29 protein-coding genes are annotated in these 24,555 nt (G+C 71.1%); 14 read left to right on the top strand and 15 right to left on the bottom strand.

What is annotated here, in order from left to right; translation table 11 throughout:
- Positions 1–3: 3 nt before the first annotated feature.
- On the bottom strand, positions 4–606 hold the full coding sequence (locus tag EER34_RS13795) for an exonuclease domain-containing protein (protein WP_127475763.1): 603 nt from the start codon (positions 604–606) through the stop codon (positions 4–6).
- 105 nt (positions 607–711) lie between these two features.
- Between EER34_RS13795 and EER34_RS13790 the strand changes: the two genes are divergently transcribed.
- The 6 genes from EER34_RS13790 to EER34_RS13765 are packed head-to-tail and all read left to right on the top strand — an operon-like array spanning position 712 to position 6,232.
- Positions 712–1,470: a class I SAM-dependent methyltransferase gene (locus EER34_RS13790; protein WP_127475761.1), complete on the top strand. Its 759-nt coding sequence runs from the start codon at positions 712–714 to the stop codon at positions 1,468–1,470.
- A gap of 33 nt (positions 1,471–1,503) precedes the next feature.
- Complete coding sequence (locus EER34_RS13785; protein WP_127475759.1) at positions 1,504–2,127, top strand: dihydrofolate reductase family protein; 624 nt, start codon at positions 1,504–1,506, stop codon at positions 2,125–2,127.
- Entirely contained in the window at positions 2,124–2,840 is a 717-nt protein-coding gene (locus EER34_RS13780; RefSeq protein WP_127475757.1) for an HAD family hydrolase, read from the top strand. Before EER34_RS13785 ends, EER34_RS13780 begins: the two co-directional genes overlap by 4 nt.
- A 47-nt stretch (positions 2,841–2,887) precedes the next feature.
- Positions 2,888–3,961, top strand: coding sequence for a redox-regulated ATPase YchF (ychF, locus tag EER34_RS13775; RefSeq protein WP_127475755.1), 1,074 nt, complete (start codon positions 2,888–2,890; stop codon positions 3,959–3,961).
- 31 nt (positions 3,962–3,992) lie between these two features.
- On the top strand, positions 3,993–4,565 hold the full coding sequence (locus EER34_RS13770; RefSeq protein WP_127475753.1) for an alpha/beta fold hydrolase: 573 nt from the start codon (positions 3,993–3,995) through the stop codon (positions 4,563–4,565).
- On the top strand, positions 4,565–6,232 hold the full coding sequence (locus tag EER34_RS13765) for an ABC-F family ATP-binding cassette domain-containing protein (protein WP_127475751.1): 1,668 nt from the start codon (positions 4,565–4,567) through the stop codon (positions 6,230–6,232). The genes EER34_RS13770 and EER34_RS13765 overlap by 1 nt, the downstream gene beginning before the upstream one ends.
- 23 nt (positions 6,233–6,255) lie before the next feature.
- Here EER34_RS13765 and EER34_RS13760 read toward each other — a convergent pair whose 3' ends face one another.
- Together EER34_RS13760 and EER34_RS17550 are read right to left on the bottom strand one after the other, a co-directional pair.
- Positions 6,256–6,606, bottom strand: a complete 351-nt coding sequence (locus EER34_RS13760; RefSeq protein ID WP_127475750.1) for a LysR family transcriptional regulator — start codon at positions 6,604–6,606, stop codon at positions 6,256–6,258.
- 112 nt (positions 6,607–6,718) lie between these two features.
- Entirely contained in the window at positions 6,719–6,877 is a 159-nt protein-coding gene (locus tag EER34_RS17550; protein ID WP_164743568.1) for a hypothetical protein, read from the bottom strand.
- Between the two features lie 140 nt (positions 6,878–7,017).
- On the opposite strand from EER34_RS17550, the gene EER34_RS13755 reads away from it, so the two are divergent.
- From EER34_RS13755 to EER34_RS13740, 4 genes are all read left to right on the top strand, one after another.
- Positions 7,018–8,157 (top strand): 3-oxoacyl-[acyl-carrier-protein] synthase III C-terminal domain-containing protein, encoded by a 1,140-nt coding sequence (locus EER34_RS13755; RefSeq protein ID WP_164743567.1) that lies wholly within the window; start codon positions 7,018–7,020, stop codon positions 8,155–8,157.
- Entirely contained in the window at positions 8,154–8,852 is a 699-nt protein-coding gene (locus tag EER34_RS13750; RefSeq protein ID WP_127475747.1) for an iron-containing redox enzyme family protein, read from the top strand. The genes EER34_RS13755 and EER34_RS13750 overlap by 4 nt, the downstream gene beginning before the upstream one ends.
- Before the next feature lie 22 nt (positions 8,853–8,874).
- Positions 8,875–9,726 carry a DUF6999 family protein gene (locus EER34_RS13745; RefSeq protein ID WP_127475745.1) on the top strand — a complete coding sequence of 284 codons (852 nt, stop codon included), beginning with the start codon at positions 8,875–8,877 and terminating at the stop codon, positions 9,724–9,726.
- A 120-nt stretch (positions 9,727–9,846) separates the two neighbouring features.
- Positions 9,847–10,179: a hypothetical protein gene (locus EER34_RS13740; RefSeq protein ID WP_127475743.1), complete on the top strand. Its 333-nt coding sequence runs from the start codon at positions 9,847–9,849 to the stop codon at positions 10,177–10,179.
- Between the two features lie 19 nt (positions 10,180–10,198).
- On the opposite strand, the gene EER34_RS13735 is transcribed toward EER34_RS13740, so the two are convergent.
- From EER34_RS13735 to EER34_RS13725, 3 genes are all read right to left on the bottom strand, one after another.
- Positions 10,199–10,462 carry a hypothetical protein gene (locus tag EER34_RS13735; protein WP_127475742.1) on the bottom strand — a complete coding sequence of 88 codons (264 nt, stop codon included), beginning with the start codon at positions 10,460–10,462 and terminating at the stop codon, positions 10,199–10,201.
- A complete protein-coding gene (locus EER34_RS13730; RefSeq protein ID WP_127475740.1) occupies positions 10,449–10,781 on the bottom strand; it encodes a DUF7882 family protein in 333 nt (110 codons plus the stop codon). Before EER34_RS13730 ends, EER34_RS13735 begins: the two co-directional genes overlap by 14 nt.
- Before the next feature lie 142 nt (positions 10,782–10,923).
- A complete protein-coding gene (locus tag EER34_RS13725; RefSeq protein ID WP_127475739.1) occupies positions 10,924–11,226 on the bottom strand; it encodes a hypothetical protein in 303 nt (100 codons plus the stop codon).
- A gap of 149 nt (positions 11,227–11,375) precedes the next feature.
- On the opposite strand from EER34_RS13725, the gene EER34_RS13720 reads away from it, so the two are divergent.
- Positions 11,376–11,822 (top strand): MarR family winged helix-turn-helix transcriptional regulator, encoded by a 447-nt coding sequence (locus EER34_RS13720; RefSeq protein WP_127475737.1) that lies wholly within the window; start codon positions 11,376–11,378, stop codon positions 11,820–11,822.
- Between the two features lie 13 nt (positions 11,823–11,835).
- Here the strand turns inward: EER34_RS13720 and EER34_RS13715 are convergent, their stop codons facing one another.
- Positions 11,836–12,165 (bottom strand): DUF7882 family protein, encoded by a 330-nt coding sequence (locus tag EER34_RS13715; RefSeq protein ID WP_127475736.1) that lies wholly within the window; start codon positions 12,163–12,165, stop codon positions 11,836–11,838.
- A 136-nt stretch (positions 12,166–12,301) separates the two neighbouring features.
- Between EER34_RS13715 and EER34_RS13710 the strand changes: the two genes are divergently transcribed.
- Complete coding sequence (locus EER34_RS13710) at positions 12,302–13,129, top strand: DNA-formamidopyrimidine glycosylase family protein (protein WP_127475734.1); 828 nt, start codon at positions 12,302–12,304, stop codon at positions 13,127–13,129.
- A gap of 204 nt (positions 13,130–13,333) precedes the next feature.
- The gene (locus EER34_RS13705) at positions 13,334–13,843 is read left to right on the top strand and encodes a hypothetical protein (protein WP_127475732.1); all 510 of its coding nucleotides are present in this window, start codon (positions 13,334–13,336) and stop codon (positions 13,841–13,843) included.
- A 12-nt stretch (positions 13,844–13,855) separates the two neighbouring features.
- On the opposite strand, the gene EER34_RS13700 is transcribed toward EER34_RS13705, so the two are convergent.
- The 3 genes from EER34_RS13700 to EER34_RS13690 all read right to left on the bottom strand — a co-directional run bounded on the left by EER34_RS13700 (position 13,856) and on the right by EER34_RS13690 (position 16,445).
- Complete coding sequence (locus EER34_RS13700) at positions 13,856–14,434, bottom strand: carboxymuconolactone decarboxylase family protein (RefSeq protein ID WP_127475730.1); 579 nt, start codon at positions 14,432–14,434, stop codon at positions 13,856–13,858.
- Positions 14,435–14,525: 91 nt separating this feature from the next.
- The gene (locus tag EER34_RS13695) at positions 14,526–16,043 is read right to left on the bottom strand and encodes a DHA2 family efflux MFS transporter permease subunit (protein ID WP_127475729.1); all 1,518 of its coding nucleotides are present in this window, start codon (positions 16,041–16,043) and stop codon (positions 14,526–14,528) included.
- A gap of 189 nt (positions 16,044–16,232) precedes the next feature.
- Entirely contained in the window at positions 16,233–16,445 is a 213-nt protein-coding gene (locus EER34_RS13690) for a hypothetical protein (protein WP_127475727.1), read from the bottom strand.
- Between the two features lie 55 nt (positions 16,446–16,500).
- Between EER34_RS13690 and EER34_RS13685 the strand changes: the two genes are divergently transcribed.
- Complete coding sequence (locus EER34_RS13685) at positions 16,501–18,534, top strand: ABC transporter ATP-binding protein (RefSeq protein ID WP_127476415.1); 2,034 nt, start codon at positions 16,501–16,503, stop codon at positions 18,532–18,534.
- Between the two features lie 32 nt (positions 18,535–18,566).
- On the opposite strand, the gene EER34_RS13680 is transcribed toward EER34_RS13685, so the two are convergent.
- The 5 genes from EER34_RS13680 to nadA are packed head-to-tail and all read right to left on the bottom strand — an operon-like array spanning position 18,567 to position 24,546.
- Complete coding sequence (locus EER34_RS13680) at positions 18,567–19,538, bottom strand: glycosyltransferase family 2 protein (RefSeq protein ID WP_127475726.1); 972 nt, start codon at positions 19,536–19,538, stop codon at positions 18,567–18,569.
- The gene (locus EER34_RS13675) at positions 19,535–20,695 is read right to left on the bottom strand and encodes a cysteine desulfurase family protein (protein WP_127476413.1); all 1,161 of its coding nucleotides are present in this window, start codon (positions 20,693–20,695) and stop codon (positions 19,535–19,537) included. The genes EER34_RS13680 and EER34_RS13675 overlap by 4 nt, the downstream gene beginning before the upstream one ends.
- A 16-nt stretch (positions 20,696–20,711) precedes the next feature.
- Positions 20,712–21,587: a carboxylating nicotinate-nucleotide diphosphorylase gene (gene nadC / locus EER34_RS13670; protein ID WP_127475724.1), complete on the bottom strand. Its 876-nt coding sequence runs from the start codon at positions 21,585–21,587 to the stop codon at positions 20,712–20,714.
- Entirely contained in the window at positions 21,581–23,182 is a 1,602-nt protein-coding gene (nadB, locus tag EER34_RS13665) for an L-aspartate oxidase (protein ID WP_127475722.1), read from the bottom strand. Before nadB ends, nadC begins: the two co-directional genes overlap by 7 nt.
- Positions 23,179–24,546 carry a quinolinate synthase NadA gene (gene nadA, locus EER34_RS13660; protein WP_127475721.1) on the bottom strand — a complete coding sequence of 456 codons (1,368 nt, stop codon included), beginning with the start codon at positions 24,544–24,546 and terminating at the stop codon, positions 23,179–23,181. Before nadA ends, nadB begins: the two co-directional genes overlap by 4 nt.
- Between the last annotated feature and the right edge of the window lie 9 nt (positions 24,547–24,555).

Below are 24,555 nucleotides of genomic sequence, written 5' to 3'. Positions count from 1 at the left end.
CCGTCAGGCCACCGCGAACGACACGGCGGGAGCCTCGGCCACCACGATCTGCGAGACACGCACGCCGGCGCCTTCCGCGAGTTCGGCGATGTCGTCCGCGCCGACCCGGCGGGCGGCGTCGATCATGACGTGCGCACAGGCGAGGGCGTCAGCCGTCGCATTGTGGTGCGCGAACTCGGCGAACCCCGCCTCCGCGGCCACGAACGGCAGGCGATAGGACTCCAGCTGGTAGACCCGTCGGGCCACCTGGAGGCTGCAGGCGTAGCGATACGGCGGGCACTCGTCGCCGGTCGCCTCGCACGCCCGCTTGATCACGGCCATGTCGAACCCGGCGTTGTGCGCCACGAGCACGTCGTCGCCGACGAAGTCGATGAGCGCCGCCAGCTGCCCCGTCCAGGTGGCGGCCCCGATCACGTCGTCGGCCGTGATGCCGTGGATGCGCGTGTTCAGCTCGAAGAAGCGGTCGTGGCCGGGGGGCGGCTGGATCAGCCATCCCGTCTGGGCGACGACGACGCCGCCGCGCACGCGCACCAGCCCGACCGCACAGGCCGAGGCGTTGCTGGAGTTCGCCGTCTCGAAGTCGATCGCGGTGAAGTCCAGTGGCACGCCCTCAGATTCGCCCGCCCGCCGCGCGGTCCCGGCCAGGCGCGCCGGACTCGCCCGCATCGGATCTCGCCGCATCGGCGTCGCGCCCCGGCATAGGCTCGGAGCATGGCCAGCCGCGAGGAGATGTCCCTGTCGTTCGGTGCCGCCGCGAGCGCGTACGAGTCCGGGCGGCCGGACTACCCGCGCGAGGCGGTCGAATGGATGCTCGCGCCCGTCCGGGTGGACGGCCGCGCCCTGCGGGTGGCCGATGTCGGCGCCGGGACCGGCAAGCTCACCCGCACGATCGTCGAGACCGGAGCCGACGTCGTGGCGATCGACCCCGACGCCGGCATGCTGGCGTCGCTGCGCGAGCACGTCCACGGCGTCCCCACCTTCGTCGGAACGGCCGAGCGGATGCCGCTGCCCGACGCCGCCGTCGATGCGCTGCTGCTCGGCCAGGCGTGGCACTGGGTCGATGCCGACGCGGCGTCGACCGAGGCGGCCCGCGTGCTGCGGGTCGGCGGCATCCTGGGGCTGGTGTGGAACATCCGCGACGAATCCGACCCGTGGATCCGGAGCCTCACTGCGATCATGCATGCGAGCAGCGCCGAGCAGATGATCGCCGACGGCGGCCCCACCGTGGGCACGACGTTCGGGCCCGTCGAGACCCGCAGCTGGTCGTGGACCCGCACCATCGGCCGCGCCGCCCTCCTCGACATGGTCGCGTCGCGCAGCTACGTCATCACGGCGGAGGATGCCGATCGCGCCCGCATCCTGCGCGAGGTCGGCGAACTGTTCGACGCCGGCAGCCGTCCGAACGGCGACGGCGTCGCGGTGGTGGACATGCCGTACCGCACCGACGCGTTCCGGGCTGTCCGTCGTTAGCGTGCGTCGGGCGGCGGGACTAGCGTGGCGGGCATGCGCACGCTCACCGTCTGCAACTTCGTCACCGTCGACGGCAGGTACGAGGACGACGACCACGACATCGGCTCGTTCTTCGAGCACCAGCACCCCGACTACGCCGGCGCCGACAGCTTCGACCACTACACGACGGGTCTGCTCCGCGAGTCCGGCACGCTCGTGCTGTCGGGCCGCCGGTCGGCGCTCGGCAACCTGGGGTACTGGACGGGTGTGCGAGCCGACCCGGCAGCGACCGCCATCCGCCGCGAGTTCGCCGAGCTCATCCTCGGCGTCGAGAAGCTCATCGTCTCCGACAAGATCACCGACGACGACGTCGCAGCATATGAGAACGTGCGCATCGTGCGCATCGCCGACGCCCGTGCCGAGGTCGCCGCGCTGAAGGCGGGCGACGGGCGCGGCATCCTGATCCTCCTCGGACGCGTCCTGTGGAACGACCTGATGCGCGCGGGCCTCGTCGACGAGCTGCACCTCGTGACCTTCCCGCTCGTCGCCGGCTCCGGCGTCCCCCTGTTCGATGAGCGCCCGCGCGCGGCGCTGAAGCTCCTCGGCACGCACGCCTGGGAGGAGTCGGGCAACGTCCTGGTGCGCTGGCGGGTCGACCCGGTCGGGGCTGACGCGTGAGTCTCGCCCGGGCGGCCTGCTTCGACCTCGACGGCACCCTGCTTCGTGACGATCACGTCGACGGCGTCGTGCGCGAGGTCGCCGCGCGGCTCGCCGAGCGATACGGGATCGACCCGTCGGCTCTCGCCGACGCGAACGAGCGGGTGTGGTGGGAGTGCTGGCCCGAGATGGGCGAGGCGTGGCTGCGCGGCGAGCTCGCACCGGAGTCGGTGCCCACCGAGGTGTGGCGCCGGGCGCTCGCGGAGGTCGGGGTCGCCGATGCCGCGGCTGCGGTCGAGGCCCACGCGCTGCAAACCGCGACCGAGGAGACCGCGTTCCGACTGTACGAGGAGTCGGCGGAGGTGCTGGCACGGCTGCGGGAACGCGGCATTCCCCTCGCGCTCATCACCAACGGGCCGAGCGGACTGCAGCGCGCGAAGCTGCGGGCGGTCGGGATCGAGGACGCCTTCGACGTCGTGATCGTGTCGGGCGAGCACGGCGTGCACAAGCCCGACGGCGAGATCTTCGACCTCGCCCTCGACGGCCTCGGCGTGACGGCCGCCGAGGCGCTGCACGTGGGCGACAACCTCGTCGCCGACATCGCCGGGGCACGGGATGCCGGACTCACCGCGGTGTGGATCGACCGCGGCACCGTCGGCGCGGCGGGAGCGGGCTGGCCCGCGACAGTCGTCGCGAACCTGCGGGAGCTGTACGAGCTGCTCGGCGCGGGCTGAGGAGCCGGCGTCGGGAGCGGCATCCGCCCCACGTAGACTGAGTGCCCGTGGCTCTCACCATCGGAATCGTCGGACTGCCCAACGTCGGCAAGTCCACCCTCTTCAACGCACTGACCAAGAACCAGGTTCTCGCAGCGAACTACCCGTTCGCGACGATCGAGCCGAACGTCGGTGTCGTGAATCTCCCCGACCCGCGTCTGCAGACGCTGGCCGACATCTTCCACAGCGAGCGGATCCTCCCCGCCGCCGTGTCGTTCGTCGACATCGCCGGCATCGTCCGCGGAGCGAGCGAGGGCGAGGGCCTCGGGAACAAGTTCCTCGCGAACATCCGCGAGGCCGACGCCATCGCCCAGGTCGTGCGCGGCTTCGCCGACGACGACGTCGTGCACGTCGAGGGCACGGTCGACCCGAAGAACGACATGGAGACGATCAACGCCGAGCTGCAGCTCGCCGACCTCGAGACGCTCGAGAAGGCGATCACCCGGTACGAGAAGGAGGTCAAGGGCAAGAAGCTCGATCCCTCCGTGCTGTCCACGGCCGTCGAGGCCAAGGACGCGCTCGAGCGCGGCGTCCTGCTGTCGGCGTCGGCGATCGACCTCACTCCGATCAAGGAGCTCGGGCTGCTGACCGCGAAGCCCTTCATCTTCGTCTTCAACGTCGACGAGGCGGTGCTGACGGATGCCTCGCGCAAGGCCGAGCTGGCCGCTCTGGTCGCGCCCGCCCAGGCGGTGTTCCTCGACGCGAAGATCGAGTCCGAGCTCATCGACCTCGACCCCGAGGACGCCGCCGAACTGCTGGCCTCCACCGGCCAGGACGAGTCGGGCCTCGATCAGCTCGCCCGCATCGGGTTCGACACCCTCGGACTCCAGACCTACCTCACGGCAGGTCCGAAGGAAGCGCGCGCCTGGACGATCGGCAAGGGCTGGAAGGCGCCGCAGGCAGCGGGCGTCATCCACACCGACTTCGAGAAGGGCTTCATCAAGGCGGAGGTCATCTCGTTCCACGACCTCGTCGCGACGGGATCCGTCATCGAGGCACGTGCAAAGGGCAAGGCCCGCCTCGAGGGCAAGGACTACGTCATGCAGGACGGCGACGTCGTCGAGTTCCGGTTCAACGTCTGACGCCGACCACGACAGCGAAGGATTCACCACGATGACGGACACCCAGATCCTCGAGCCCGAGGGGCGGGCGATCCCCTACGCCGTCGAGGGCGACGGCCCGGTCGCGCTGGTCCTGCTCCCGGAGAGCGGCCTGGACGGAGACGCCCTCGGAGTCGTCGCGCACTATCTCGCCGAGGAGGCCGGGTTCCACGTCGTGCGGATCGGCACGCGGACGAGCTCCGGCGGCTCGGCGACGACGGACGAGCGCCGGCAGGACACCGCCGACGTGATCGACCACCTCGGTCTCGATCACGCGTGGATCGGCGGGCACGGCGCCGGCGGCACTGTCGCGCGCACGTTCGCCTCGGCGCACGCCGATCGCGTGAACGGCCTGCTCCTCCTGGGGGTCGAGGACGAGGACATCCCCCTCGCGCCGGTGATCCCCGTCCTGATCATCCAGGGGACGGACGACGACATCACCCCCGTGGCCCAGGGCGAGAGGCTGCAGTCCACCGCCCCCGAGCGCGCGAGCATCGCGAACATCGCGGGCGCGGACCACCGCTTCCCGGCGACGCACCCCATCGAGACGGCCGTCGTCATCGAGGAATACCTCGACTGGGACTGATGACCGCGACGCTCGTGGCGCAGGGCCTCGCAGGAGGCTACGGCCATCGCACACTGTTCGACTCCCTGGACCTGACCGTCGCCCCCGGCGACGTCATCGGGGTGGTGGGCGCCACCGGCGCCGGCAAGTCGACGCTGCTTCGGCTGCTGGCGGGCGTGCACGAACCGCAGGCAGGCACGATCGCGCTCGCCCCGGCCGACGCGTTCGTCGGCTGGCTGCCCCAGGAGCACGAGCGCCTCGCCGGCGAGACGGTCGCGGAGTACATCGCGAGGCGCACGGGATGCGCCGAGGCGACGAGGGACCTGGATGCCGCGGCCGCGGCGCTCGCCGAGCCCTCGCCTGAGGCTGCGGGCGGGCCTGATCCGGCCGACGTCTACTCGACGGCACTCGATCGATGGCTGGCGAGCGGCGCCGCCGACCTGGAGGAGCGCCTGCCGGTCGTGCTCGCCGATCTCGGCCTCGATCTGGGCGCGACGCCGATCGAGGGGGCGGCGATGACCTCCCTGTCGGGCGGCCAGGCCGCTCGCGTGGGTCTCGCGGCGCTGCTGCTCTCGCGGTTCGACATCGTGCTTCTCGACGAGCCCACCAACGATCTCGACCTCGACGGGCTGGATCGGCTCGAGACCTTCGTGCGCGGACTCCGCGGGGGAGTCGTTCTCGTCAGCCACGACCGGGAGTTCCTTGCCCGCTGCGTCACCCGGGTGCTCGAACTCGACCTCGCCCAGGGGGCGAACCGACTCTTCGGCGGCGGCTACGACTCGTACCTGGAGGAGCGCGCCACAGCGCGCCGCCACCAGCGGGAGAGGTACGACGAGTTCGCCGACAAGAAGGCCGATCTCGTCGCGAGGGCGCGCATCCAGCGCGAGTGGTCGAGCCAGGGCGTGCGGAACGCGATGAAGAAGTCTCCCGACAACGACAAGATCCGCCGCAAGGCGGCGACCGAGTCGAGTGAGAAGCAGGCGCAGAAGGTGCGCCAGATGGAGAGTCGGATCGCCCGGCTCGAGGAGGTCGAGGAGCCCCGCAAGGAGTGGCAGCTCGAATTCACCATCGGGTCCGCGCCGCGGTCGAGCTCGGTGGTCGCGACCCTGAACTCCGCGGTCTACCGGCAGGGCTCGTTCGCTCTCGGCCCGGTGTCGCTGCAGGTGAACGCAGGGGAGCGGATCGGCATCACCGGGCCCAACGGTGCGGGAAAATCCACGCTGCTCCGCGCGCTGCTGGGCACTCAGCGGCCGGACGAGGGATCGGCGAGCCTCGGTGCCAACGTGCAGATCGGCGAGATCGACCAGGCGCGCTCGCTCCTGGTCGGCACCCGGCCCCTCGCGGAGGCGTTCGGCAGGCTCGTCCCCGACCTCGCACCGGACGAGGTGCGCACGCTCCTCGCGAAGTTCGGGCTGAAGGCCGACCACGTGACGCGGCCCGTCGACGAGCTGTCACCGGGCGAGCGCACCCGGGCGGGGCTCGCGCTGCTGCAGGCGCGCGGCGTCAACGTACTCGTGCTGGACGAGCCGACGAACCACCTCGACCTGCCGGCCATCGAGCAGCTCGAACAGGCCCTCGAGTCGTATGACGGCTGTCTGCTGCTGGTGACCCACGATCGGCGGATGCTGGCCACCGTGCAGACGGACCGGCACTGGCGGGTCGAGGGCGGCCGCGTCAGCGAGCTGTAGTCACGACCCGCCGGGCGCGCCGGCTAGCGGCCCTGCCGCTTCTTGAACGGCTTCGGCTGCCCCTTGACCGACGGCGCGCGTCCCTTGCCCTTCGAGGCCTTCGCCTTGCCGCCCGCCGGCACGGCGGGCTTCGCCGCAGGGGCGGGCGCCGCCGCGATCTCGCGCCTCGCCTCCTCGAGCAGCAGCGTGCCCGCGCCGGTCAGCGCCAGCCCGCCCTGGGTGCGGGTGACGAGCGGATGCCCGATCTCCGCCTCCAGCTTGTCGATCGACGAGCGGAGAGAGGCGAGCGGGATGCCGAGCGCCGTCGCCGCACGGGGGAAGTGCACGTCTTCGTCCGCCAGTGCGACGAACCGCCGCAGGAGGGTGATGTTCACGATGGACCTTCCGTTCGTCCGCACGAATCGCGGTGCGTCGAGCGTGCCGGACGACGAGACCTGCCTCGATTGCCCAGCGTACGCGTCGAGGCGGCTGATCGTGTGCGACGGGCTAGTCGTCGGGCTGCGCCCAGACCGCCGGCGTCGCGATGAGGTCGTCGAGCAGGACGACGCGCGGGGTTGCGGATGTGGGCTCGGCCGGTTCGTACTGGCTCGGCAGCTCATCCACGAGCTGCCGATTGCGCGGACCGCCTACCAGGATGTACACCATCGCTGAACGCTATGTCGGCAGGCCCCGGCACGCCACCCGGTTGTGCGTCGCGACGACATGTGACACGACCCGAGACCCGCGATCGTCGGCGGTCCACAAAGTGTCGGGATCGATCCGGTCGTTGGCCTAGTGTCGTCACCATGTCCACGACGGCGACGGCGTATCTCACCGGTTTCGGCCGTTACCTCCCGGGCGATCCCGTCGACAACGACGGCATCGCGGCGCGGCTCGGAGGCACGGACGCCGTCACCGAGCGCATTCGTCGCCGGATCCTCGAATCGAACGGCATCCGACAGCGGCACTACGCGCTCGACGACCGCGGTGAGCCGACCGAGCTCAACGAGGAGCTCGCCGTCAAGGCGCTTCGCGCGGCGCTCGTCGATCGCGGCATCGAGGCGACGGACGTGCGGATGCTCGCCTGCGCGACGACGATGGGCGACGTGCTCGTGCCGGGCTTCGCCTCGATGGTCCACGGCCGTCTCGGCGGCGGGCCGAAGCAGCTGCTGACGGCATCCGGCGTGTGCGCGTCCAGCCTGGCCGCGCTCGACGCGGCGGTCAGCAAGATCCGGCTCGGCGATCACCCCGTGGCGGCCGTCGTGGGTTCGGAGCTGCCCAGCCGGAGCCTGCGCCAACGCCGCTTCGACGGCATCCGCGCCGGAATGGACTCCCACTTCCTCCGCTGGATGCTGTCGGACGGCGCCGGCGCGGTGGTCGTCGAGTTCCAGCCCCATCCGAGCAGGCCCTCGCTGCGGGTCGACTGGGTGCGGCACGTCTCGCTCGCGCATGAGCACGACGTGTGCATGCGCGCGGGCATGAGCGGCGAGGAGGCAGTCGTCGGCCGCACCTGGCAGGACGTCGACATCGCAGACGCCGACGCGGCGGGGATGTTCCTGCTGCGCCAGGACGTCGGCATGCTCGACGATCTCGCCGAGTGCGGCATCCGCCAGTTCGAGGAGCTCGTCGACATCGGGCTCGTCGACGTCCACCATCTCGACCACGTCGTCTGCCACTACAGCACGAACATGTTCCGGGATGTCGCGTTCGACGCGCTGCGCCGCCGCATCCCGTCGCTCGACACCGAGCGCTGGTTCTCGAACCTCGAGACCCGGGGGAACACCGGTGCGGCGAGCATCTTCATCGCCCTCGAGGAGGCGTGGAGCACCGGCCGCTTCGCGCCCGGCGAGACGGTGCTGCTGGCCGTGCCCGAGTCAGGACGATTCTCGTTCGCCTTCGCCCACCTCACCGTGGTGGCACCATCCGTGCAAGGAGCACCGACATGACGACCGACACGACGACCCCTGTCGACCGCCCGCCCGCGGACACCGGCACGCTCTCCGAGCGCCTCGCCGCGGTGTGGGTCGAGCTCGAGGCGCACCTCGCGAAGGTGCCCGTCCTCGTCAGACTCGCCGACGGCACGGTGACGATCGATGACTACCGCCGGCTGCTGTTCAATCTCCGTCAGCAGGTCGTCGACGGCTCGCCGTGGATCTCGCGGGCGGCGTCCCACTTCGACATCGACCACTTCGAGCTTCGCGCCGCGGCGATCCGTCACGCCGAGGAGGAGCACCGGGACTACCTCATGCTCGAACGCGACTACGTCGCCGTCGGCGGCTCGCTCGACGAGCTGCGCAGGGGGCGCAAGAACGTCGGCTCCGAGGCGCTCTCGGGCTACATGTTCCACTACGCCGATCGGCCGAACCCGGTCGGGCTGCTGGGGGCGATGTTCATCATCGAAGGTCTCGGTGCGAAGCGGGCCGCCGGGTGGGCTGCCCGGTTCCAGGAGGTGCTCGGCCTCGCCGACAGCCAGGTGCACTTCATGCGGTACCACCAGCAGGCAGACGCCGCGCACACCGGCGACATGGACGCGATCCTCACGTCCGGGATGATCGATGACGCGGCCGCCGACGAGGTCGTCCGGTGCGCGCAGGTGGTCGCGAGGCTCTATGCGCTCCAGCTCGAGGAACTGGACCGCTGAGGTGGCGGCGCCGCGACCCTCGATGCCGGAGTTCGTCCGCTCCGACCCGAGCATGTGGGAGGCGGTGTACGCCGACCCCTCCGTCCCGCTCGACCGGGCGCTCGTGCGCCAGATCATCGACGACCAGCGGCGGATGTCACGCCGGTGGCTCTACCCGATCGCGCGCGTGGTCTCGCGGATCCTCGTCGCGCTGATCTCGATCGTGAAGCGCGTGCTCCCGTTCCGGTGGATGCCGCTGGCCACCATGGACGTCCTCTGCGTGTGGTTCCTCCGCCACTTCGTCTCGCCCGACGCCGGCGAGCTGCTCATCCGGCACTTCGTGGTCGAGACGAATCTCGTGAACTTCATCATCCGCAACACACCGGTCGACATGGATCCGGTCACTCTGCGCCCTGAGACTCTCGCCGGACTCGGAGACAGCGCCGTCGTCGAGCACGACGTGAACGTGTACGACGTGCTCATCGCCCTCGACGCGGTTACGGTCGCACCGGTGGATGCCCTCGACTTCTCGCAGCTCGACATCCCTCCGCTCGACGCGGAGCGCCGGCGCCGCCGGCTGCTTCGCCTCGACATCCAGACGGCGCTGTGCTTCATGAACATCCCGTTCTCGATGGCGCTCACCGTGGAGGAGTACCGCCGTGCGGTGCACTCGATCCGCTTCGACGACTCGTTCCTCGAGATCCTCGCGACGATCTGCGACGACGACACGTTCCGGCACTGGAAGCTCGGGGGCCTCAGCCTCTGGATGGACTCGAACGTCGACGTGCCGCGCATGGTGTACCGCCATGCGCTCGTGTGCGAGTACGCCCACGCCCGCCTCGTGAAGCTGGCCGGCGGCGACTACCCGCGCAACACCCCGGTCGCCTTCGACTGACCGGCCGTGCGGACTCCCGCGCCGTCCGGACAGAGCCTTCCTCCGCGCGGCCTCGTAGCCCGCCGCCCCCTCTCACGCAAGCCCCCTGTCGCGCGGGGCTCCGCCCGGTAGACAGGCGTCATGAGGATGCTGATCTACGCCGGTAGCGAGTTCATGACGAGCGATGCGATCGCGGACGCGGTGCTGCGCTACAGCGCCGCGCTCGCCGAAGGCCGCGGCGCCGCGACGATCGATGTCCCTATCCTCGACCAGAACGGTGCGCCGTCGATCGCCTCCTTCCTGCTCGGCCCCGCCAGTCAGATCGTGTCGACGGACGTCGAGACGGATATCGATCAACCCGACCACCCCGACGTCGTCGCCCGGCTCGACGCCCTCACCCGCAGCCTGCATCCGACGGCGACGACGGACTCCGAGCCGCCGTCGCAGGACGTCGACTGGACCTGGGAGAACTGAGCCCGCGGCGAGCTGGCCGCTAAGGACGGATGTCGTCCGATGGGCCATCGCCGGAGCGGTCACCCGCGAGCGGTGGAGCCTCGTCGGGGATCGGGATGACCGCGATGGGCACGCCCGGAGTGAGGAGCAGGTGCGCCCATCTCGGCGCCCCCTCGCCGTCGTTCACCGTGAGCCAGTGCACGCCCCCGGCGATGCCCGCCTCGATCTCCCCGAGGAGCTCGTCGAGCTCGCGCCCGCCGATGCTGTAGCGCTCGCCCCCGTAGACGACGTCAATCCGCTTCATCGTGGTTCTCGCTCGTCGCGCTCTCTGCGGGTTCCGGCACGAGGTACAGGCCGGCGGGCGAGTTGGCCGTGTACACGAGCGCGTCGATCCACGCCATGTTGAGGCGTGGCTTGCGGCTGCCGTAGTACTTGTAGACCAGCGAGCATCTGGGGTGGATCCATACCGTCGTGCGACCGTCGCCGATGCTGGTGTCGTCCTTCCAGGTGAAGTGGAAGGGCTCGCCGCGCCGCAGCTTGGTGCCGATGACCAGCTGCAGGTGTGCGAGGGTGCGGTCGTCGAAGTCCACCTTCACCGTGCCGTCGTAGCTGAACTTGCCCATCGCGTGCCTCCGAGCGGCCGGGATCAGGGGGCAGGCCGCCACCTCCTTCATGCTCGCGTTCGACGAAGCGCCCGCCAACGGCCTTGACACCCGGATGCCGCGACTGTACGCCCATCGCCCGACGGCGCGCCCCCGCGGGTGCTCAGCGGAACGACAGCGGCGCGCGGTGGGGGATCGGGACGGGTTTGGAGTCGGTTCCGACCATCGGCGCGAGCCGTCGCGTGGCGGCGACGAGCACCTCCTCGAGGGAGGCGTAGGTGTCGACCCGAGGCCCGCGGTAGACCCAGACGGTCTCGTACGCGCCGCCCGGCAGCTGCTCGACGTACGCGATGAGGACTCCGTCGTCGTCGGGGTGCGTCGCCGGCGCGTGGTCGCACAGCCTCCAGGCGCGCTCTCCCAGCGGGACGAGCTCGAGATGGTGGACGGGGGCGGCGTCGATCGTCATGGTGTCTCCTCGGACGGACGGAACTGATCGAAGCATGTGTCGCGCCGAGGGCCGCGGGCGAGGGGCTTGACATCGCCCGGGCCGATGATTAGCCGGCGGTGGCTCGCACGGGGTTGACATGCCGTGCGGCCGCGCGATACCGAGGAGACATGCCCGACGCAGATGCCACCGTCCCTGCCGCCCGCGCCGTCGAACGCCTCCGCCTCGCCGAGGCGCGCCTCGCCCGTCGGCGCCAGACCGAGTGCGGCCCGAGCGAGACCGCGCGGGCCGCCATGCGCTACATCCTCGAGCGATCGGATGCCGGGCGCGATGCCACCCCGACCGAGATCGCCGAGCACCTCGGGCTCTCGACAGCGTCGGTGACGGGCATCCTGCAGCGCCTGCGCGGCGGTGGGCTCATCACGTTCGCACGCAACCCCGACGACGGTCGCAGCAAGCGGGTCGTGCCCGTCGACCGATCCACCGACCTCGACGATGTGGATCCGCTCACCGCCAAGATCCGCGGCTTCGCCGAAGCTCTCACCGCCCGTGAAGCCGAGCACGTCGCCCGGTTCCTCGAAGCGGTCACAGAGGCGGTCGACCGCGAGTGCACGTGAGCGCGCCGATGGGTCAGACCGCCTGCTCGTCCGTTCCCGCGACGATCGATGAGGAGGGAGGCGGTTCGGGGAGGACGCTCAGCCCGTGAGGGCCGCTCGCCGCGTTCATCAGGTGCTCCACCCACGCGCGGTTGAGCGCCGGCTGCCGGCTGCCGTAGAAGTGGAAGACGATGGGGACGGCCGGGTGGATCCACAGGCTCCGGTGGCCGTTCGGCTCACTGTGATGGAACAGGAACGGCTCTGCGCGGCGCAGCTTGTTCATGAAGACCACCCGCAGGTGCGCCAGAGCGCGGTCGTCGATGTCCAGCGATTGGCCGTCGCTGCCGTAGAGGAGTCTTCCCACGTTTGCAAGGTAACGCGAGCGGTGCATCGAGGTAATTCCGGTTAGGTGCCCTAACCATCTCGGCGGCGAGCGGCGGTGTGTGTCGGTGCGGGATCGGCGTCTGGCCGGTGTCGGCGGCCGGTGCCAGGATGGTGCCATGCCCGAGTCGCCCGAGGTGCAGGTACTTGTCGAGTCGCTCGGCGAGAGGTTGACCGGACGCACCGTCCGCGCTGTCGACGTGCTCGAGTTCCGCACTGTGAAGACGCGCACCGCTCCGCCGGCCACCCTGGTCGGGCGTACGTTCACCGGAGCGACGCGCCACGGCAAGCACCTCGCGCTCGCGGTCGACGACGACTCCCACCTGGTCATCTCGCTCGGCCGCCACGGATGGGTGCGCTGGCTGGCGCACGAGGAGGATCTCCCCGATGACGCACCCCCGGCCCTCGCAGAAGTCCGCCTCGACGCGGGCGAGGGCTTCGCCGTGACGGATGCCGGCGCCTGGGTGTCGCTCGGGCTGTTCGTCGTCGACGATCCGATGGCGGTCCCGGCGATCGCGAAGCTCGGACCCGACCCGGCAGGCGATGCATACTCGATGAGCGACTTCGACGTGGCACTGGGCGGCCGTCGCAAGCAGGTCAAGGCGATCCTGCAGGAGCAGGAGTCCATCGCGGGCATCGGCAACGCGTACTCCGACGAGATCCTCCATGCGGCGCGGGTCTCGCCCGTCGTGCATGCCGCTGCACTCGACGAAGAGGCGCGCGCGCGCCTGTTCGAGGCGACGATCTCGACCGTGCGCGGTGCGATCTCGGCGCGTCGAGGCATCCCCATCGATCGCCTCAAGGCGGCGAAGGTCGACGCCATGCGCGTGCACGGCCGGGCCGGAGAGGCCTGCCCCGTGTGCGGCGACACGGTCCGCGACTTCGCATTCGCGAGCACCACGGCGCAGTACTGCCCGACGTGCCAGACAGCCGGCGCGCTGCTGTGACGGCGTCGCGTGACCTCGGTCCGAGTGGCCGCAGGTAGCATGGGCGTCATGACTTCTTCGCAGCTCCCCGCCCCGACCCTCCAGCCCGTCTCCGACGAGAAGAACCTCCTCGCCGTCGTCGAGTCCGCCGGGTCCTGCTGCGGCGGCGGCAGCTGCAGCACCGACTGACCGTCGTCGGCCGGCGCGCGAGACGCTGAGGATCCGATGACCGACGATCAGCTCCACATCACTCCGCGTGTCGCCCGCGTCCTCATGTCGGAGGAGGCGATCTACGGACTCATCCTCGTGTCCGGCATGATCGTCGTCAGCGGCAGCGCGGTCGGTACGTCCATCAACGCGTTGCTCACGGTCGCGGTCACGGTGGTCGTGTTCTACGCCGCGCACGTCTACGCCGGCACGCTGGGCCGCCTCGCGGCGACCGACGGCCACGCCGGACTGCGGGCCAGTCTCGCGTCCTCCGCCCGTCAGTCGTCGGGGATGCTGATCGCCGCTGTCGCGCCGCTGCTGGTGCTGCTGCTCGGCACGACACGACTCATCGAGGACGACACCGCGATCTGGGCGGCACTCATCGTCAACACGGTGATCCTCGGCGGCCTGGGCTGGACCGCCGTGGCCCGCTGGAGCGACCACTGGTGGCCGCGTCTGCTGAGCGCGCTGCTGACCGCTGCCTTCGGCGGAGTGCTCATCCTGCTGAAGGCCGTCATCCACCACTGACCGGCCTCCGTCTCAGCGATCGAGCGGTGACAGCAGCGCATCGACGAGTGCGGGACTGAGCCCCGGCACGTCGTCCACCGGCACGGCCAGGGCCAGCAGAGCACGGCTGAAGAAGTTGCGCGCGGCGGCCGCCAACGTGATGTCGACGATCTGGCGGTCGGTGAATCCGACCTCGCGCAGGCGCTGGCTGTCGACATCCGTCATCCGCTGCGGCTCGCGGGACAGCTTCTCGGCGAACGCCATCACCGCGACGTCGGCCTCGTCCAGCCCGGCGTCGGTGTAGTCGCGTCCGACGCGCTCGAGCTGGTCCTCGTTCATCAGATCCGCGCGCAGCGTCTTCCTGCCGTGCGCGAGCAGGCAGTGCGGCGAACCGATCGCCCGCGCGGCGCCCAGTGTCGCGAGCTCGTACGTGCGCACGCCGATAGAGGGGACGATCGCGCCGATCAGCGCCTCGAACGCCTGGTGCGCCTCGGGATCGACGGCCATCGCCCGCGTGTGGGCGTACACGAATCCGTCGGTGCGGAGGTCGCCGTCGTACATGTCGGCGACGTGGCCGGTGGCCGCGTCGAGGGCTGGGGTCTGGACGATCATCGGATGCTCCCCGGGTCGGTGGCGGATACACCCTCAACAATCGCGGATGCCCCACCCCCCGTCGAGGGGATGGGGCATCCGGGGCGACGGGTCAGTGAACCGGCGCGGCGCCCATCGGTTGCTCGGCGGGCTTGCGGATGAGGAACGCCCCGACGAGAAGCGGCAGCGACAGGATCGCGGCGATGAGGAACGCCGCATGCGTGCCCGCGGCCCCTGCCGTGACGGCGTCGGCGCCCGACTCCGTCGCCCCGGCCGACGCGGCTGCCATGACGCCGAACATGAGTGCGATGCCCGCGGCACCGGCGACCTGCTGGACGGTGCCGACGACGGCGGAGCCGTACGAGTAGAACTTCGGCTGGAGCGAGGCGAGCGAGGCGGTGAACAGAGGAGTGAAGGACAGCGCGAGACCGAGGGACAGGATCGTGTGGGCGATCGCGATGACCCACACCGGGGTCGTGGGCGTGTAGGTCGTGTAGAACCACAGCATCGCACTGGTGATCACGGCGCCCGGGACGAGCAGCACCTGCGTGCCCCAGCGGTCGTAGACGCGGCCGATCAGCGGACCGGCGAGGCCCATCGCCAGCGCACCCGGGAGCACGATGAGCCCGGTGTCGAGCGGCGAGACGCCCACGACGTTCTGCAGGTACAGCGGCAGCACCGTGATCGCGCCGAAGAAGGCCATCGACATCAGCGCCATCTGCCCGATCGAGAGGGAGAAGTTCGCCGAGCGGAAGACGCGCAGGTCGAGCAGCGCGTCGTCGTTGCGCTGCAGCAGCACCTGCCGCCAGGCGAACAGTCCGAGGGCGACGGCTCCGACGGCGAGCGACACGATCAGCGACACGCGCGAGAGGGCGTCTGCGGCCTCGGCCTCGGCGCCGGTGCCGTGCCCGCCCGCGCCCAGCTGGCTGAGCCCATAGACCAGGCCGCCGAAGCCGAATGCAGAGAGGACCACCGAGAGGACGTCGATCGGCGCGTGGGTCGTCTCGCCGAGGTTGTGGATCCAGCGCGCACCGACGGCGAGCGCCACGAGGGCGATCGGCAGCACGATGCCGAAGATCCAGCGCCATCCGACGGTGTCGAGCAGAGCGCCGGCGAGCGTCGGGCCGATCGCCGGGGCGAGCGAGATCACGATGCTGACGCGTCCCATCATGCGACCGCGGATGGCGGCAGGGACGACGGTCATGATCGTGGTCATGAGCAGCGGCATCATGATCGCCGTGCCCGTTGCCTGCACGACGCGCGCGACGAGGAGCATCGGGAACCCCGGCGACAGGAAGGCGATCAGCGTGCCGACCGAGAACAGGCCCATCGCGGCGATGAACATCTGCCGGGTGGTGAACCGGCGCAGCAGGAAGCCGGTGATCGGGATCACGACGGCCATCGTCAGCATGAACGCGGTCGTCAGCCACTGCGCGGCGAGGGCGGTGATGCCGAGGTCGGTGATGAGGTGCGGGATCGCCACGCCCATCGTCGTCTCGTTCAGGATCGCGACGAAGGCGGCTCCGAGGAGCAGCCAGATGACCCGGCTCTCTTCGCGGCCGAGGACGGGAGCGGAAGCCGCGGGAACGCGGATGCTCCCGGTTCCGGGGCGGATGTCGGTGGCGGCCATGGGTCGTCTCCTCAGGAGCTCGGCGGGCAATGGTCGGCCACCCGGAGATGGCAGGGGTCAGCCATTCGGAGATGGCGAGAGTCGGCCACCCTGAGATGGCAAGCCATCAGGATAACTTCGGGCTCCGACACGACATTCCCGATCGAGCCGGATTCGCTCCCGCCGATGTGATGCGATGCGCGGAGGCGCTCAGTTCTCGAGCGTCTCCTCGGACGCCGGCCGGTCCCACTTCTCGGAGCCGATCGCGTCGGTCGCGTGAGGCGTGGGCTCGCGCTCCTCGACAGCGGAGGGGAGCGGGTTCAGCAGCTCTTCCTCGGGGATCGCCTGGAGTGCGTCGATCTCCTCGCGAAGCGCAGCCAGATCGGAGCCGTCGTGCTTCGGGGTGTCGGGGGTGGAGGCCATGCCGTCAAGCCTAGCCGTCGCGAGGAAACCCGTCAGTAGGCTGAACAGGGTGAGCATGCGCGGTGGGGGCGGGGGAGGCGGGGGCCATCCCGGCTTCCGCGGGGTCGACATCGAGACGCAGAAGAAGCTCAACGCGGCAGCCCCGCGGATCCCCCATCTCGGTCAGCGGGTCGTGGCGCTCTTCCGTCCGTACGCCTGGCCGCTCGCGATCACCGGCGTCCTCGTGATCGTCGGCGCGGCCATCGCCGTGATCCCGCCGCTGATCGTCCAGCGCATCTTCGACGACGCCCTGTTCCCGGTCGACGGCTCGCCGCCGGACATGCCGCTGCTGTGGCGCCTCGTCGCGGTGATGATCGCGCTCTTCCTCGTCTCGGCCGGACTCGGAGTGCTGCAGACGTGGTTCACCTCGACGATCGGGAACAAGGTCACGGGCGATCTGCGCGTGAAGCTGTTCGACCACCTGCAGGCGATGGAGCTCGGGTTCTTCACGCGGACGAAGACCGGCGTCATCCAGTCGCGCCTCCAGAACGACGTGGGCGGCGTCTCGGGCGTGCTCACGAACACGTTCACGAGCATCCTGGGCAACGTCGTGACCGTGATCGCATCGCTCATCGCGATGATCATCATCGACTGGCGGCTCACCATCATCGCCGTGGTGCTGATGCCCATCCTCGTGATCGTGCAGCGTCGTGTCGGTCAGGTGCGAGCGCGCATCGCGGGCGAGACGCAGGAGTCGCTCTCCGAGCTCACCGCGATCACCCAGGAGACGCTGAGCGTGTCGGGCATCCTGCTGTCCAAGTCGTTCAACCGGCAGCGGGCCGAGTCGGCCCGCTACGCCGACGAGAACCGCAACCAGGTGAGGCTCCAGGTGCGGCGGGCGATGAGCGGGCAGGGCTTCTTCGCGGTCGTCCAGGTGCTGATGGCGAGCGTGCCCGCGGTCATCTACCTGGTGTCGGGCTACTTCATCACCGGCGGCGAGGTCGTGATCACGGCGGGCACGGTGGTGGCGTTCACCACGGTCCAGGCGCGGCTGCTCATGCCCCTCATGGGACTCATGCGGGTGACCCTCGACCTGCAGACCTCGGCGGCGCTGTTCGCGCGCATCTTCGAGTACCTCGACCTCGAGCCCGCGATCCGAGACGCCGCCGACGCGATCACGGTGGAGCGTGCGCCGGGGCCGCTCGGCCGCATCGAGTTCCGCGACGTGGTGTTCCGGTATCCGGATGCCGCGCCGGACGCGCGTCCGACCCTCCAGGGCGTGACCTTCACGGCCGAGCCGGGCCAGCACGTCGCGTTCGTGGGGCCGTCCGGCGCCGGGAAGACGACCGTTCTGTATCTGACGCCGCGGATGTACGAGGCATCCGGGGGAGAGGTGCTGTTCGCCGGTGAGGACGTGCGTCGGCTCACCCAGGAGTCGATCATCGACCAGGTCGGGATCGTGTCGCAGGAGACGTACCTGTTCCACGCGACCATCCGCGAGAACCTCCGCTACGCCAAGCCCGAAGCGACGGACGACGAGCTCGAGGTCGCCTGCCGCGCGGCGAACATCCATCACATCATCGAGGGCTTCGAGCATGGATACGACACCGTGGTCGGCGAGCGCGGCTACCGCCTGTCCGGCGGCGAGAAGCAGCGCATCGCCATCGCCCGGGTCCTGCTGAAGGACCCGCCGGTGCTCCTGCTCGACGAGGCGACCTCTGCTCTCGACACCGTCTCGGAGCGCGTCGTGCAGGAGGCGCTCGACGCCGCGGCCCGGGGCCGGACCACGCTCTCGATCGCCCATCGCCTGTCGACCGTCATCGCCGCCGACGTGATCCACGTCATCGAGGCGGGGCGCATCGTGGAGTCGGGCACGCACGCGGAGCTCATCGAGCAGGGCGGGCTGTACGCCGAGCTCGCGGCGCAGCAGCTCGCGGCCTCGCGGATCCTCGAGGCCGAGGAGTCCGGCCGGCCGACCGACCACCCCGATCGCCGTGCTGACCGTCCCCCGGTCGACGCCGGGCTGCCGGTGGCGATCGCCCCCGCTCCCGCCGTGTCGTGGGTGCCGACGCCCGAGGTGCCCGGGGCCCCGCGCCTTCCCGACGCCTGAGCGGGTTCGCCCGTCTCGGCTCGCGCCGGTCGCTACCAGAGGCGGGCCGCGGCCAGGGCGGCCGCGACGGTTTCGTCGAGCGCCGGAGGCGTGTCGCCGGTGCGGGCCCACAGGTCACGCGTGAACGCACCGAGCTCGCGACGGTACGCCTCGTCGTGGTGGTCGACGGCGAGCTGCACCAGCGGGGGCAGGTCCATCGACAGGATGAGACGGACCCGGGATGCCGCGGCCCGCGGCTGGCCCGCAGCATCCAGCACCGCGATCCCGCCCGCAAGCGCCTCGAGGTAGTCGCGCATCACCGGGAGCTCGCCCTTGTGCTGGGTGATCGACGAGCCGTCCGCGCGCTCGCGCCACTCCACGACGACGTCGGGGATCACATCGAACGCGCGCGCCCGGGAGTACATCTGCTGCGCGAGGATCTGGTCCTCGTACGCCTTGCCCTCCGGGAAGCGAAGGCCGGCGCGGCGCCACAGGTCCATGCGGCTGACCTTCGACCACGCGACGATGTTTCCGGAGGCATCCGGGTGGGCGTCGAGTGTGGTGCGGCTGCGCGCGGGGTCGGTCGCCGCCGTGACCCACGGCTGCACGTGTCCGGGCGTGTAGCCGCCGGTGGTGTCTGGTCGCAGCCGGACGTACGCGCCGAGTGCGAAGTCGCTCCCGCTTGCGGTGACGGCTCCGACGAGCAGCTCGAGGGCGCGCGGCGTGTAGCGGTCGTCGGCGTCGAGGAAGGCGACCAGCGGCGTATCGACGAGGTCGAGCCCGGTGTTGCGGGCCGCGCTGAGGCCGCCCTGCGCACGGTGGTGGACGACCCGGAATCGCGGATCGGCGCCAGCCGCGGCGTCGAAGATCTCACCGGTGCGGTCGGCCGAGGCGTCGTCGACGAGCACAGCCACCCAGTCCGCCAGGGTCTGTGCGCGGAGCGAGTCGATCGCCTCCTCGGCGAAGTCCGCCACGTCGAACCCGGGGACGATGACGGTCACGACGGGTGCGGGCGGCGAGGTCACCCGCCCGATCCTACGGCCGCCACCGACTCCGCGACCGCGTCGGCCACGGCATCCAGCGGCTGGCGCAGCCAGTGCGGGAAGGTGAACCGCACCGCCGTCTGCGCGACCTCGGGGGCGATGCCCATCGCGACCAGGACGTGCGAGGGCTCGTCGCTGCCCGCCGCGCACGCCGATCCGCTCGACGAGACGACACCGCGCCGCTCGAGCTCGAGCAGCACGGCCTCGCCGCTCGTGCCGGCGAACGTGAAGCTCGCCGTTCCGGGCAGGCGCTGCACCGGGTCGCCGGTGAGCTCGGCGGACGGCACGGTGGTGAGGACTCGGGCGACGAACCGGTCGCGGATGGCGCTCACGCGGACGGATGCCTCGGCCCGGTCGGTCTCGGCGAGCTCGAGCGCGGTGGCGAGTCCGACGGCGCCGGCGACGTCCTCCGTGCCGCTGCGGCGGCCTCGCTCCTGGCCTCCGCCATGCAGGAGGGGCTCGAGGGGGATGCGCCCGCGCACGCCGAGCACGCCCGTGCCTTTGGGAGCGCCGACCTTGTGGCCGGCCAGCGAGATCGCGTCGACGCCGAGGGCGGCGGCCGAGAGCGGCAGCCATCCGGCGGCCTGGACGGCGTCGACGTGCACCGGAACCCCGTGCGCGCGGCCGGCGGCGGCGATCGCGGCGACGTCCTGCACGGTGCCGACCTCGTTGTTCGCGTAGCCGATGCTCAGGAGCGCCGTGCCGCCGCCCTCCCCGGCGGGCCGCAGTGCGGCGGCCGCGGCATCCGGGTCCACCCGCCCGACGTGGTCGACCGGCAGGAGCGTGACGTCGAAGCCGTGGACGCGCTCGAGGTAGGCGACGGACTCGAGGATCGACTCGTGCTCGATCGGGGTCGTCACGACGTGGCGACGACCCGTGTTCAGAGCGGCCGCGATCGAGATGCCCTTCACCGCGAGGTTGTTCGCCTCCGTCCCACCCGACGTGAACACGATGTCGCCCGGCCGCATCCCGAGCACCCGGGCGACGCGCGAGCGCGCGTCGGCCAGCGCATCGGCGGCGGCCTCGCCCACGGTGTGGTGGCTCGACGGGTTGCCGAACCACTGCGTGAGGAACGGCATCATCGCCTCGAGCACCTCGGGGCGGACCGGCGTTGTGGCGGCGTTGTCGAGATAGAGCATGCTCATGGCGCGGACCTCAGGGGGCGTCGATGCGCACGTCGAGGCCGAGGTCGAGCGCGCGCGCCGAGTGCGTGAGGGCGCCGACGGAGATCACGTCGACACCGGTCTCGGCGATCGCCCGCACCGTCTCGAGCGAGACACCGCCCGATGCTTCGACCGTCGCGCGACCGGCTACCTGGGCGACGCCGGCGCGCAGCTCGTCGAGCGAGAAGTTGTCGAGCATGATCGTGCCGATGCCGGCGGCGAGGACGGGCTCGATCTGCTCGAGCCGATCGACTTCGACCTCGACGTGCGCGGTGTGGGGGAGCCGGTTCTTCGCGGCGCGCAGGGCGTCGGTGAGCGTGGCGACCCAGCCGCCGTCGATCGCGCTCCGGGTGAGCACCGCGAGGTGGTTGTCCTTGGCCATGACCGCGTCGGAGAGCGAGTGGCGGTGGTTTCGCCCGCCACCGTCGCGCACGGCCTTGCGCTCGAAGGCGCGCAGGCCGGGGGTGGTCTTGCGGGTGTCGGCGATGCGGGCCTTCGTGTGGACGACCTCGGCGACATACTGTCCGGTCAGGGTCGCCGTGCCCGACATCCGCTGCACGAAGTTGAGTCCGACGCGCTCTGCGGTGAGCACGCCGCGCGCGGGGCCGGTGACGACGGCGAGCACGGCGCCGGGCTCGAACCACTCGCCGTCTTCGACCACGAGCTGCACCTCGATGCGCGGATCGGTGAGCCGGAACGCCGCGGCGAACACCTCGCCCCCGCTGAAGACGCCGCGCTCTCGGGCGACGAGGTCGGCCCGAGCAGAGGCCGTCTCGACGATGAGGTACTCGCTGGTGAGGTCGCCCCACGGAGCGTCCTCTTCGAGGGCGGCGGCGACGACACGGTCGATCGTGGCGCGGTTCAGCATGCGACGGCTTCCTGTCGGGACGGCTCGGCCAGGGCGGGCGCGTCGCTGCGGAAGTGCGCGCCCACCGACTCGCGTCGTGCGCGGGCGGCGGCGACGAGCCGCTCGGCGACGACGAGGAGGTTCTCGTTCTCGTACTCGGATTCGGCGACCGGGGCACGAGCGTCGTCGCGCCAGCGGGCGATGACGGATGCCGCGTGCCCGAGGCCGGCCTCGTCACGGACGAGCCCGGCGCACTCCCACAGCAGCTCCTGCAGCGCCGCGCGCGTGAAGGCGGGCGCGGTGCCGGACTCCGCCTCGTCGGTCTCCGGCGCGGAGGACGAGGCGCTCGGGGCGGGCCACCCGCCGGATGCCGCGTCGGTCGCGATCGCGTCGCCGGCGCGCGCGCCGAACACCGCCCCCTCGAGCAGCGAGTTCGAGGCGAGGCGGTTCGCGCCGTGCACCCCCGTGCGGGCGACCTCGCCGACGGCGTAGAGGCCCGGAAGCGTCGTGCGTCCGACGAGATCGGTCGTCACGCCGCCCATGAGGTAATGCGCGGCCGGGGTCACCGGGATCGGCTCGCGCGCCCAGTCGAGGCCGCGCTCGCGGACGGCGCGGTCGATCGTGGGGAAGCGGCGCGCGAGGAACGCGGCCCGCGCCTCCGGATCGCCGGAGTGGAGGTGGGTCGCGTCGAGAAAGACCGGTCGGCCGTCCTGCAGGTCCATCTGATGCGCGATCGCACGGGCGACGACGTCGCGCGGGGCGAGTTCCCCGTCGGGGTGCGCGTCGAACGCGAACCGGCGGCCGCGCCCGTCGACGAGGGTCGCGCCCTCGCCGCGCACGGCCTCCGACACGAGGAAGGAGTCGCCCACAGCCAGGACCGTGGGGTGGAACTGGAAGAACTCGAGGTCGCGCACGTCGGCGCCGGCGCGGAGCGCCGCGGCGATGCCGTCGCCGGTCGCCACCGCCGGGTTCGTCGAATGGGCGTAGAGCTCGCCGGCGCCGCCGGTGGCCAGCACGACCGCGTCGGCGGCGACGACCTCGCGGCGCCCGGCGACGGCGGGTGAGGCATCCGTCGCGGCACGGTCGCCGACGAGCAGCTCGACGCCGCGCACCCGGCCCCCCTGGACGACGAGGTCGATCAGGAACGCGTGCTCGACGACACGTGCGCGGCTCGCGCGCAGGCGGGCGACGAGCGCCTTCTCGATCGCGGTGCCGGTGGCGTCGCCGCCGGAGTGCAGGATGCGAGGGTACGAGTGAGCGGCTTCGAGACCCTTCACGAACCCGCCGTCGGCACCGCGGTCGAAGGCGACGCCGAGGTCGACGAGCTCGCGGATGCGGGCGGGCCCCTCGGTGGCGAGAACGCCCACCGCCGCGGGGTCGCTCAGCCCGGCGCCCGCGACGAGCGTGTCACGGATGTGATCGTCGACGCGGTCGTCGTCGAACATGACGCCGGCGATGCCGCCTTGCGCGTAGCGGGTGTTGGCATGCTCCAGCACGTCTTTCGTCACGAGCGTGACTCGGCAGCCGTGCTCGAGCGCATGGAGGGCGACGGTCAGCCCGGCGATGCCGCTGCCGACGACGACGGCGTGGGTCGAGGCGTCCGGCGTGGCGGTCACGAGGCGTTCACCCACCCCGACGCCGGTGCCTCGGGAGGCTTCGCGGCGAGCATCCGCTCGAGGGCGAGGCGTGCGGGCTCGGCGACGTCGTGAGGAACCGTGATGCGATTGCGCACCTCGCCGCGCGTTCCGTCAGTACCGACGAGGCCCTCGAGCACCCAGGCGAGGTAGCCGGGGTGGATGCGGTACATCGTCGAGCACGGGCACACCACGGGGTCGAGGCAGAAGATCTCGTGCTGCGGGTGCTGAGCGGCCAGACGCTGGACGAGGTTGACCTCGGTGCCGATCGCGAACGTCGTCGGCTCGGTCGCGGCCTCGATCGCCCTGCGGATGTAGTCGGTCGACCCGGACTCGTCGGCGGCGTCGACGACCTCCATCGGGCACTCCGGATGCACGATCACGCGCACGCCGGGGTGCTCGGCGCGGGCCTTCTCGATCTGGTCGACGCTGAAGCGGCGATGGACGGAGCAGAAGCCGTGCCAGAGGATGACGCGGGCATCGGCGAGGACCTCGGCGTCACTGCCACCGAGGGGCTTGCGCGGGTTCCACATCGGCATCTGCTCGAGCGGCACGCCCATCGCCTTGGCCGTGTTGCGGCCGAGGTGCTGGTCGGGGAAGAACAGCACGCGGCGGCCGCGCTCGAACGCCCACTCGAGGACGGTGCGGGCGTTCGACGACGTGCACACGATGCCGCCGTGACGGCCGACGAAGCCCTTGATCGCGGCCGACGAGTTCATGTACGTCACCGGGATCACGGGCACGCGCCCGTCGGCGTCGACGGCGTCCATGTCGCCGTAGACGTCGGCCAGCTGCTCCCAGCACTCCTCGACCTGGTCGATGTCGGCCATGTCGGCCATCGAGCAGCCGGCGGCGAGGTTGGGCAGGATCACGGCCTGCTCGGGCTGCGACAGCAGATCCGCGGTCTCGGCCATGAAGTGCACGCCGCAGAAGACGATCGCCTCGGCCTCGGGGTGCGCCTTCGCCGCGTTCGCGAGCTGGAACGAGTCGCCCACGTAGTCGGCGTGCTCGACGACCTCTTCGCGCTGGTAGAAGTGGCCGAGGACGACCACGCGATCGCCGAGGGTCTTCTTCGCCGCGCGGATGCGCGCGTCGAGCTCGTCCTCGGACGCCTCGCGGTACTCGCGGGGGAGCTCGCCCTGACGGGGCGAGCCCGTCGGGATGACGTCGCCCATCGACGATCCCGGGCCGTAGCCGGGTCGGACGTCGAAGTCCCACGGGCCCGACGCGAGATCGGTGTTGCACGTCTCGGCGGTGGACGCGCCGGCCACGATCGCCTGGATCGCGTGGTCGACCGATGCGTCGGCCTCGGGGCGGGGCTGAAGGGTGATGTTGACGGCGGACATGCGCATGCT

Origin of the sequence: Microbacterium sulfonylureivorans (assembly GCF_003999995.1) — a bacterium.
Lineage (GTDB): Bacteria > Actinomycetota > Actinomycetes > Actinomycetales > Microbacteriaceae > Microbacterium > Microbacterium sulfonylureivorans.
This window is presented reverse-complemented; position numbering and strand designations above follow the sequence as displayed.

Bases quoted from the DNA above. Each gene is read 5' to 3' on its own strand.
- EER34_RS13790 (WP_127475761.1), top strand. From the start codon at position 712: ATGGCCAGCCGCGAGGAGATGTCCCTGTCGTTCGGTGCCGCCGCGAGC.
- EER34_RS13690 (WP_127475727.1), bottom strand. From the start codon at position 16,445: ATGGCCTCCACCCCCGACACCCCGAAGCACGACGGCTCCGATCTGGCT.
- EER34_RS13695 (WP_127475729.1), bottom strand. From the start codon at position 16,043: ATGGCCGCCACCGACATCCGCCCCGGAACCGGGAGCATCCGCGTTCCC.
- EER34_RS13685 (WP_127476415.1), top strand. From the start codon at position 16,501: ATGCGCGGTGGGGGCGGGGGAGGCGGGGGCCATCCCGGCTTCCGCGGG.
- nadA (WP_127475721.1), bottom strand. From the start codon at position 24,546: ATGTCCGCCGTCAACATCACCCTTCAGCCCCGCCCCGAGGCCGACGCA.
- EER34_RS13730 (WP_127475740.1), bottom strand. From the start codon at position 10,781: ATGGGCAAGTTCAGCTACGACGGCACGGTGAAGGTGGACTTCGACGAC.
- EER34_RS13675 (WP_127476413.1), bottom strand. From the start codon at position 20,695: ATGCTCTATCTCGACAACGCCGCCACAACGCCGGTCCGCCCCGAGGTG.
- EER34_RS13765 (WP_127475751.1), top strand. From the start codon at position 4,565: ATGACCGCGACGCTCGTGGCGCAGGGCCTCGCAGGAGGCTACGGCCAT.
- EER34_RS13710 (WP_127475734.1), top strand. From the start codon at position 12,302: ATGCCCGAGTCGCCCGAGGTGCAGGTACTTGTCGAGTCGCTCGGCGAG.
- EER34_RS13770 (WP_127475753.1), top strand. From the start codon at position 3,993: ATGACGGACACCCAGATCCTCGAGCCCGAGGGGCGGGCGATCCCCTAC.
- EER34_RS13745 (WP_127475745.1), top strand. From the start codon at position 8,875: ATGCCGGAGTTCGTCCGCTCCGACCCGAGCATGTGGGAGGCGGTGTAC.
- EER34_RS13755 (WP_164743567.1), top strand. From the start codon at position 7,018: ATGTCCACGACGGCGACGGCGTATCTCACCGGTTTCGGCCGTTACCTC.
- EER34_RS13705 (WP_127475732.1), top strand. From the start codon at position 13,334: ATGACCGACGATCAGCTCCACATCACTCCGCGTGTCGCCCGCGTCCTC.
- EER34_RS13750 (WP_127475747.1), top strand. From the start codon at position 8,154: ATGACGACCGACACGACGACCCCTGTCGACCGCCCGCCCGCGGACACC.
- EER34_RS13740 (WP_127475743.1), top strand. From the start codon at position 9,847: ATGAGGATGCTGATCTACGCCGGTAGCGAGTTCATGACGAGCGATGCG.
- EER34_RS13725 (WP_127475739.1), bottom strand. From the start codon at position 11,226: ATGACGATCGACGCCGCCCCCGTCCACCATCTCGAGCTCGTCCCGCTG.
- nadC (WP_127475724.1), bottom strand. From the start codon at position 21,587: ATGCTGAACCGCGCCACGATCGACCGTGTCGTCGCCGCCGCCCTCGAA.
- EER34_RS13785 (WP_127475759.1), top strand. From the start codon at position 1,504: ATGCGCACGCTCACCGTCTGCAACTTCGTCACCGTCGACGGCAGGTAC.
- EER34_RS17550 (WP_164743568.1), bottom strand. From the start codon at position 6,877: ATGGTGTACATCCTGGTAGGCGGTCCGCGCAATCGGCAGCTCGTGGAT.
- EER34_RS13720 (WP_127475737.1), top strand. From the start codon at position 11,376: ATGCCCGACGCAGATGCCACCGTCCCTGCCGCCCGCGCCGTCGAACGC.
- EER34_RS13700 (WP_127475730.1), bottom strand. From the start codon at position 14,434: ATGATCGTCCAGACCCCAGCCCTCGACGCGGCCACCGGCCACGTCGCC.
- EER34_RS13735 (WP_127475742.1), bottom strand. From the start codon at position 10,462: ATGAAGCGGATTGACGTCGTCTACGGGGGCGAGCGCTACAGCATCGGC.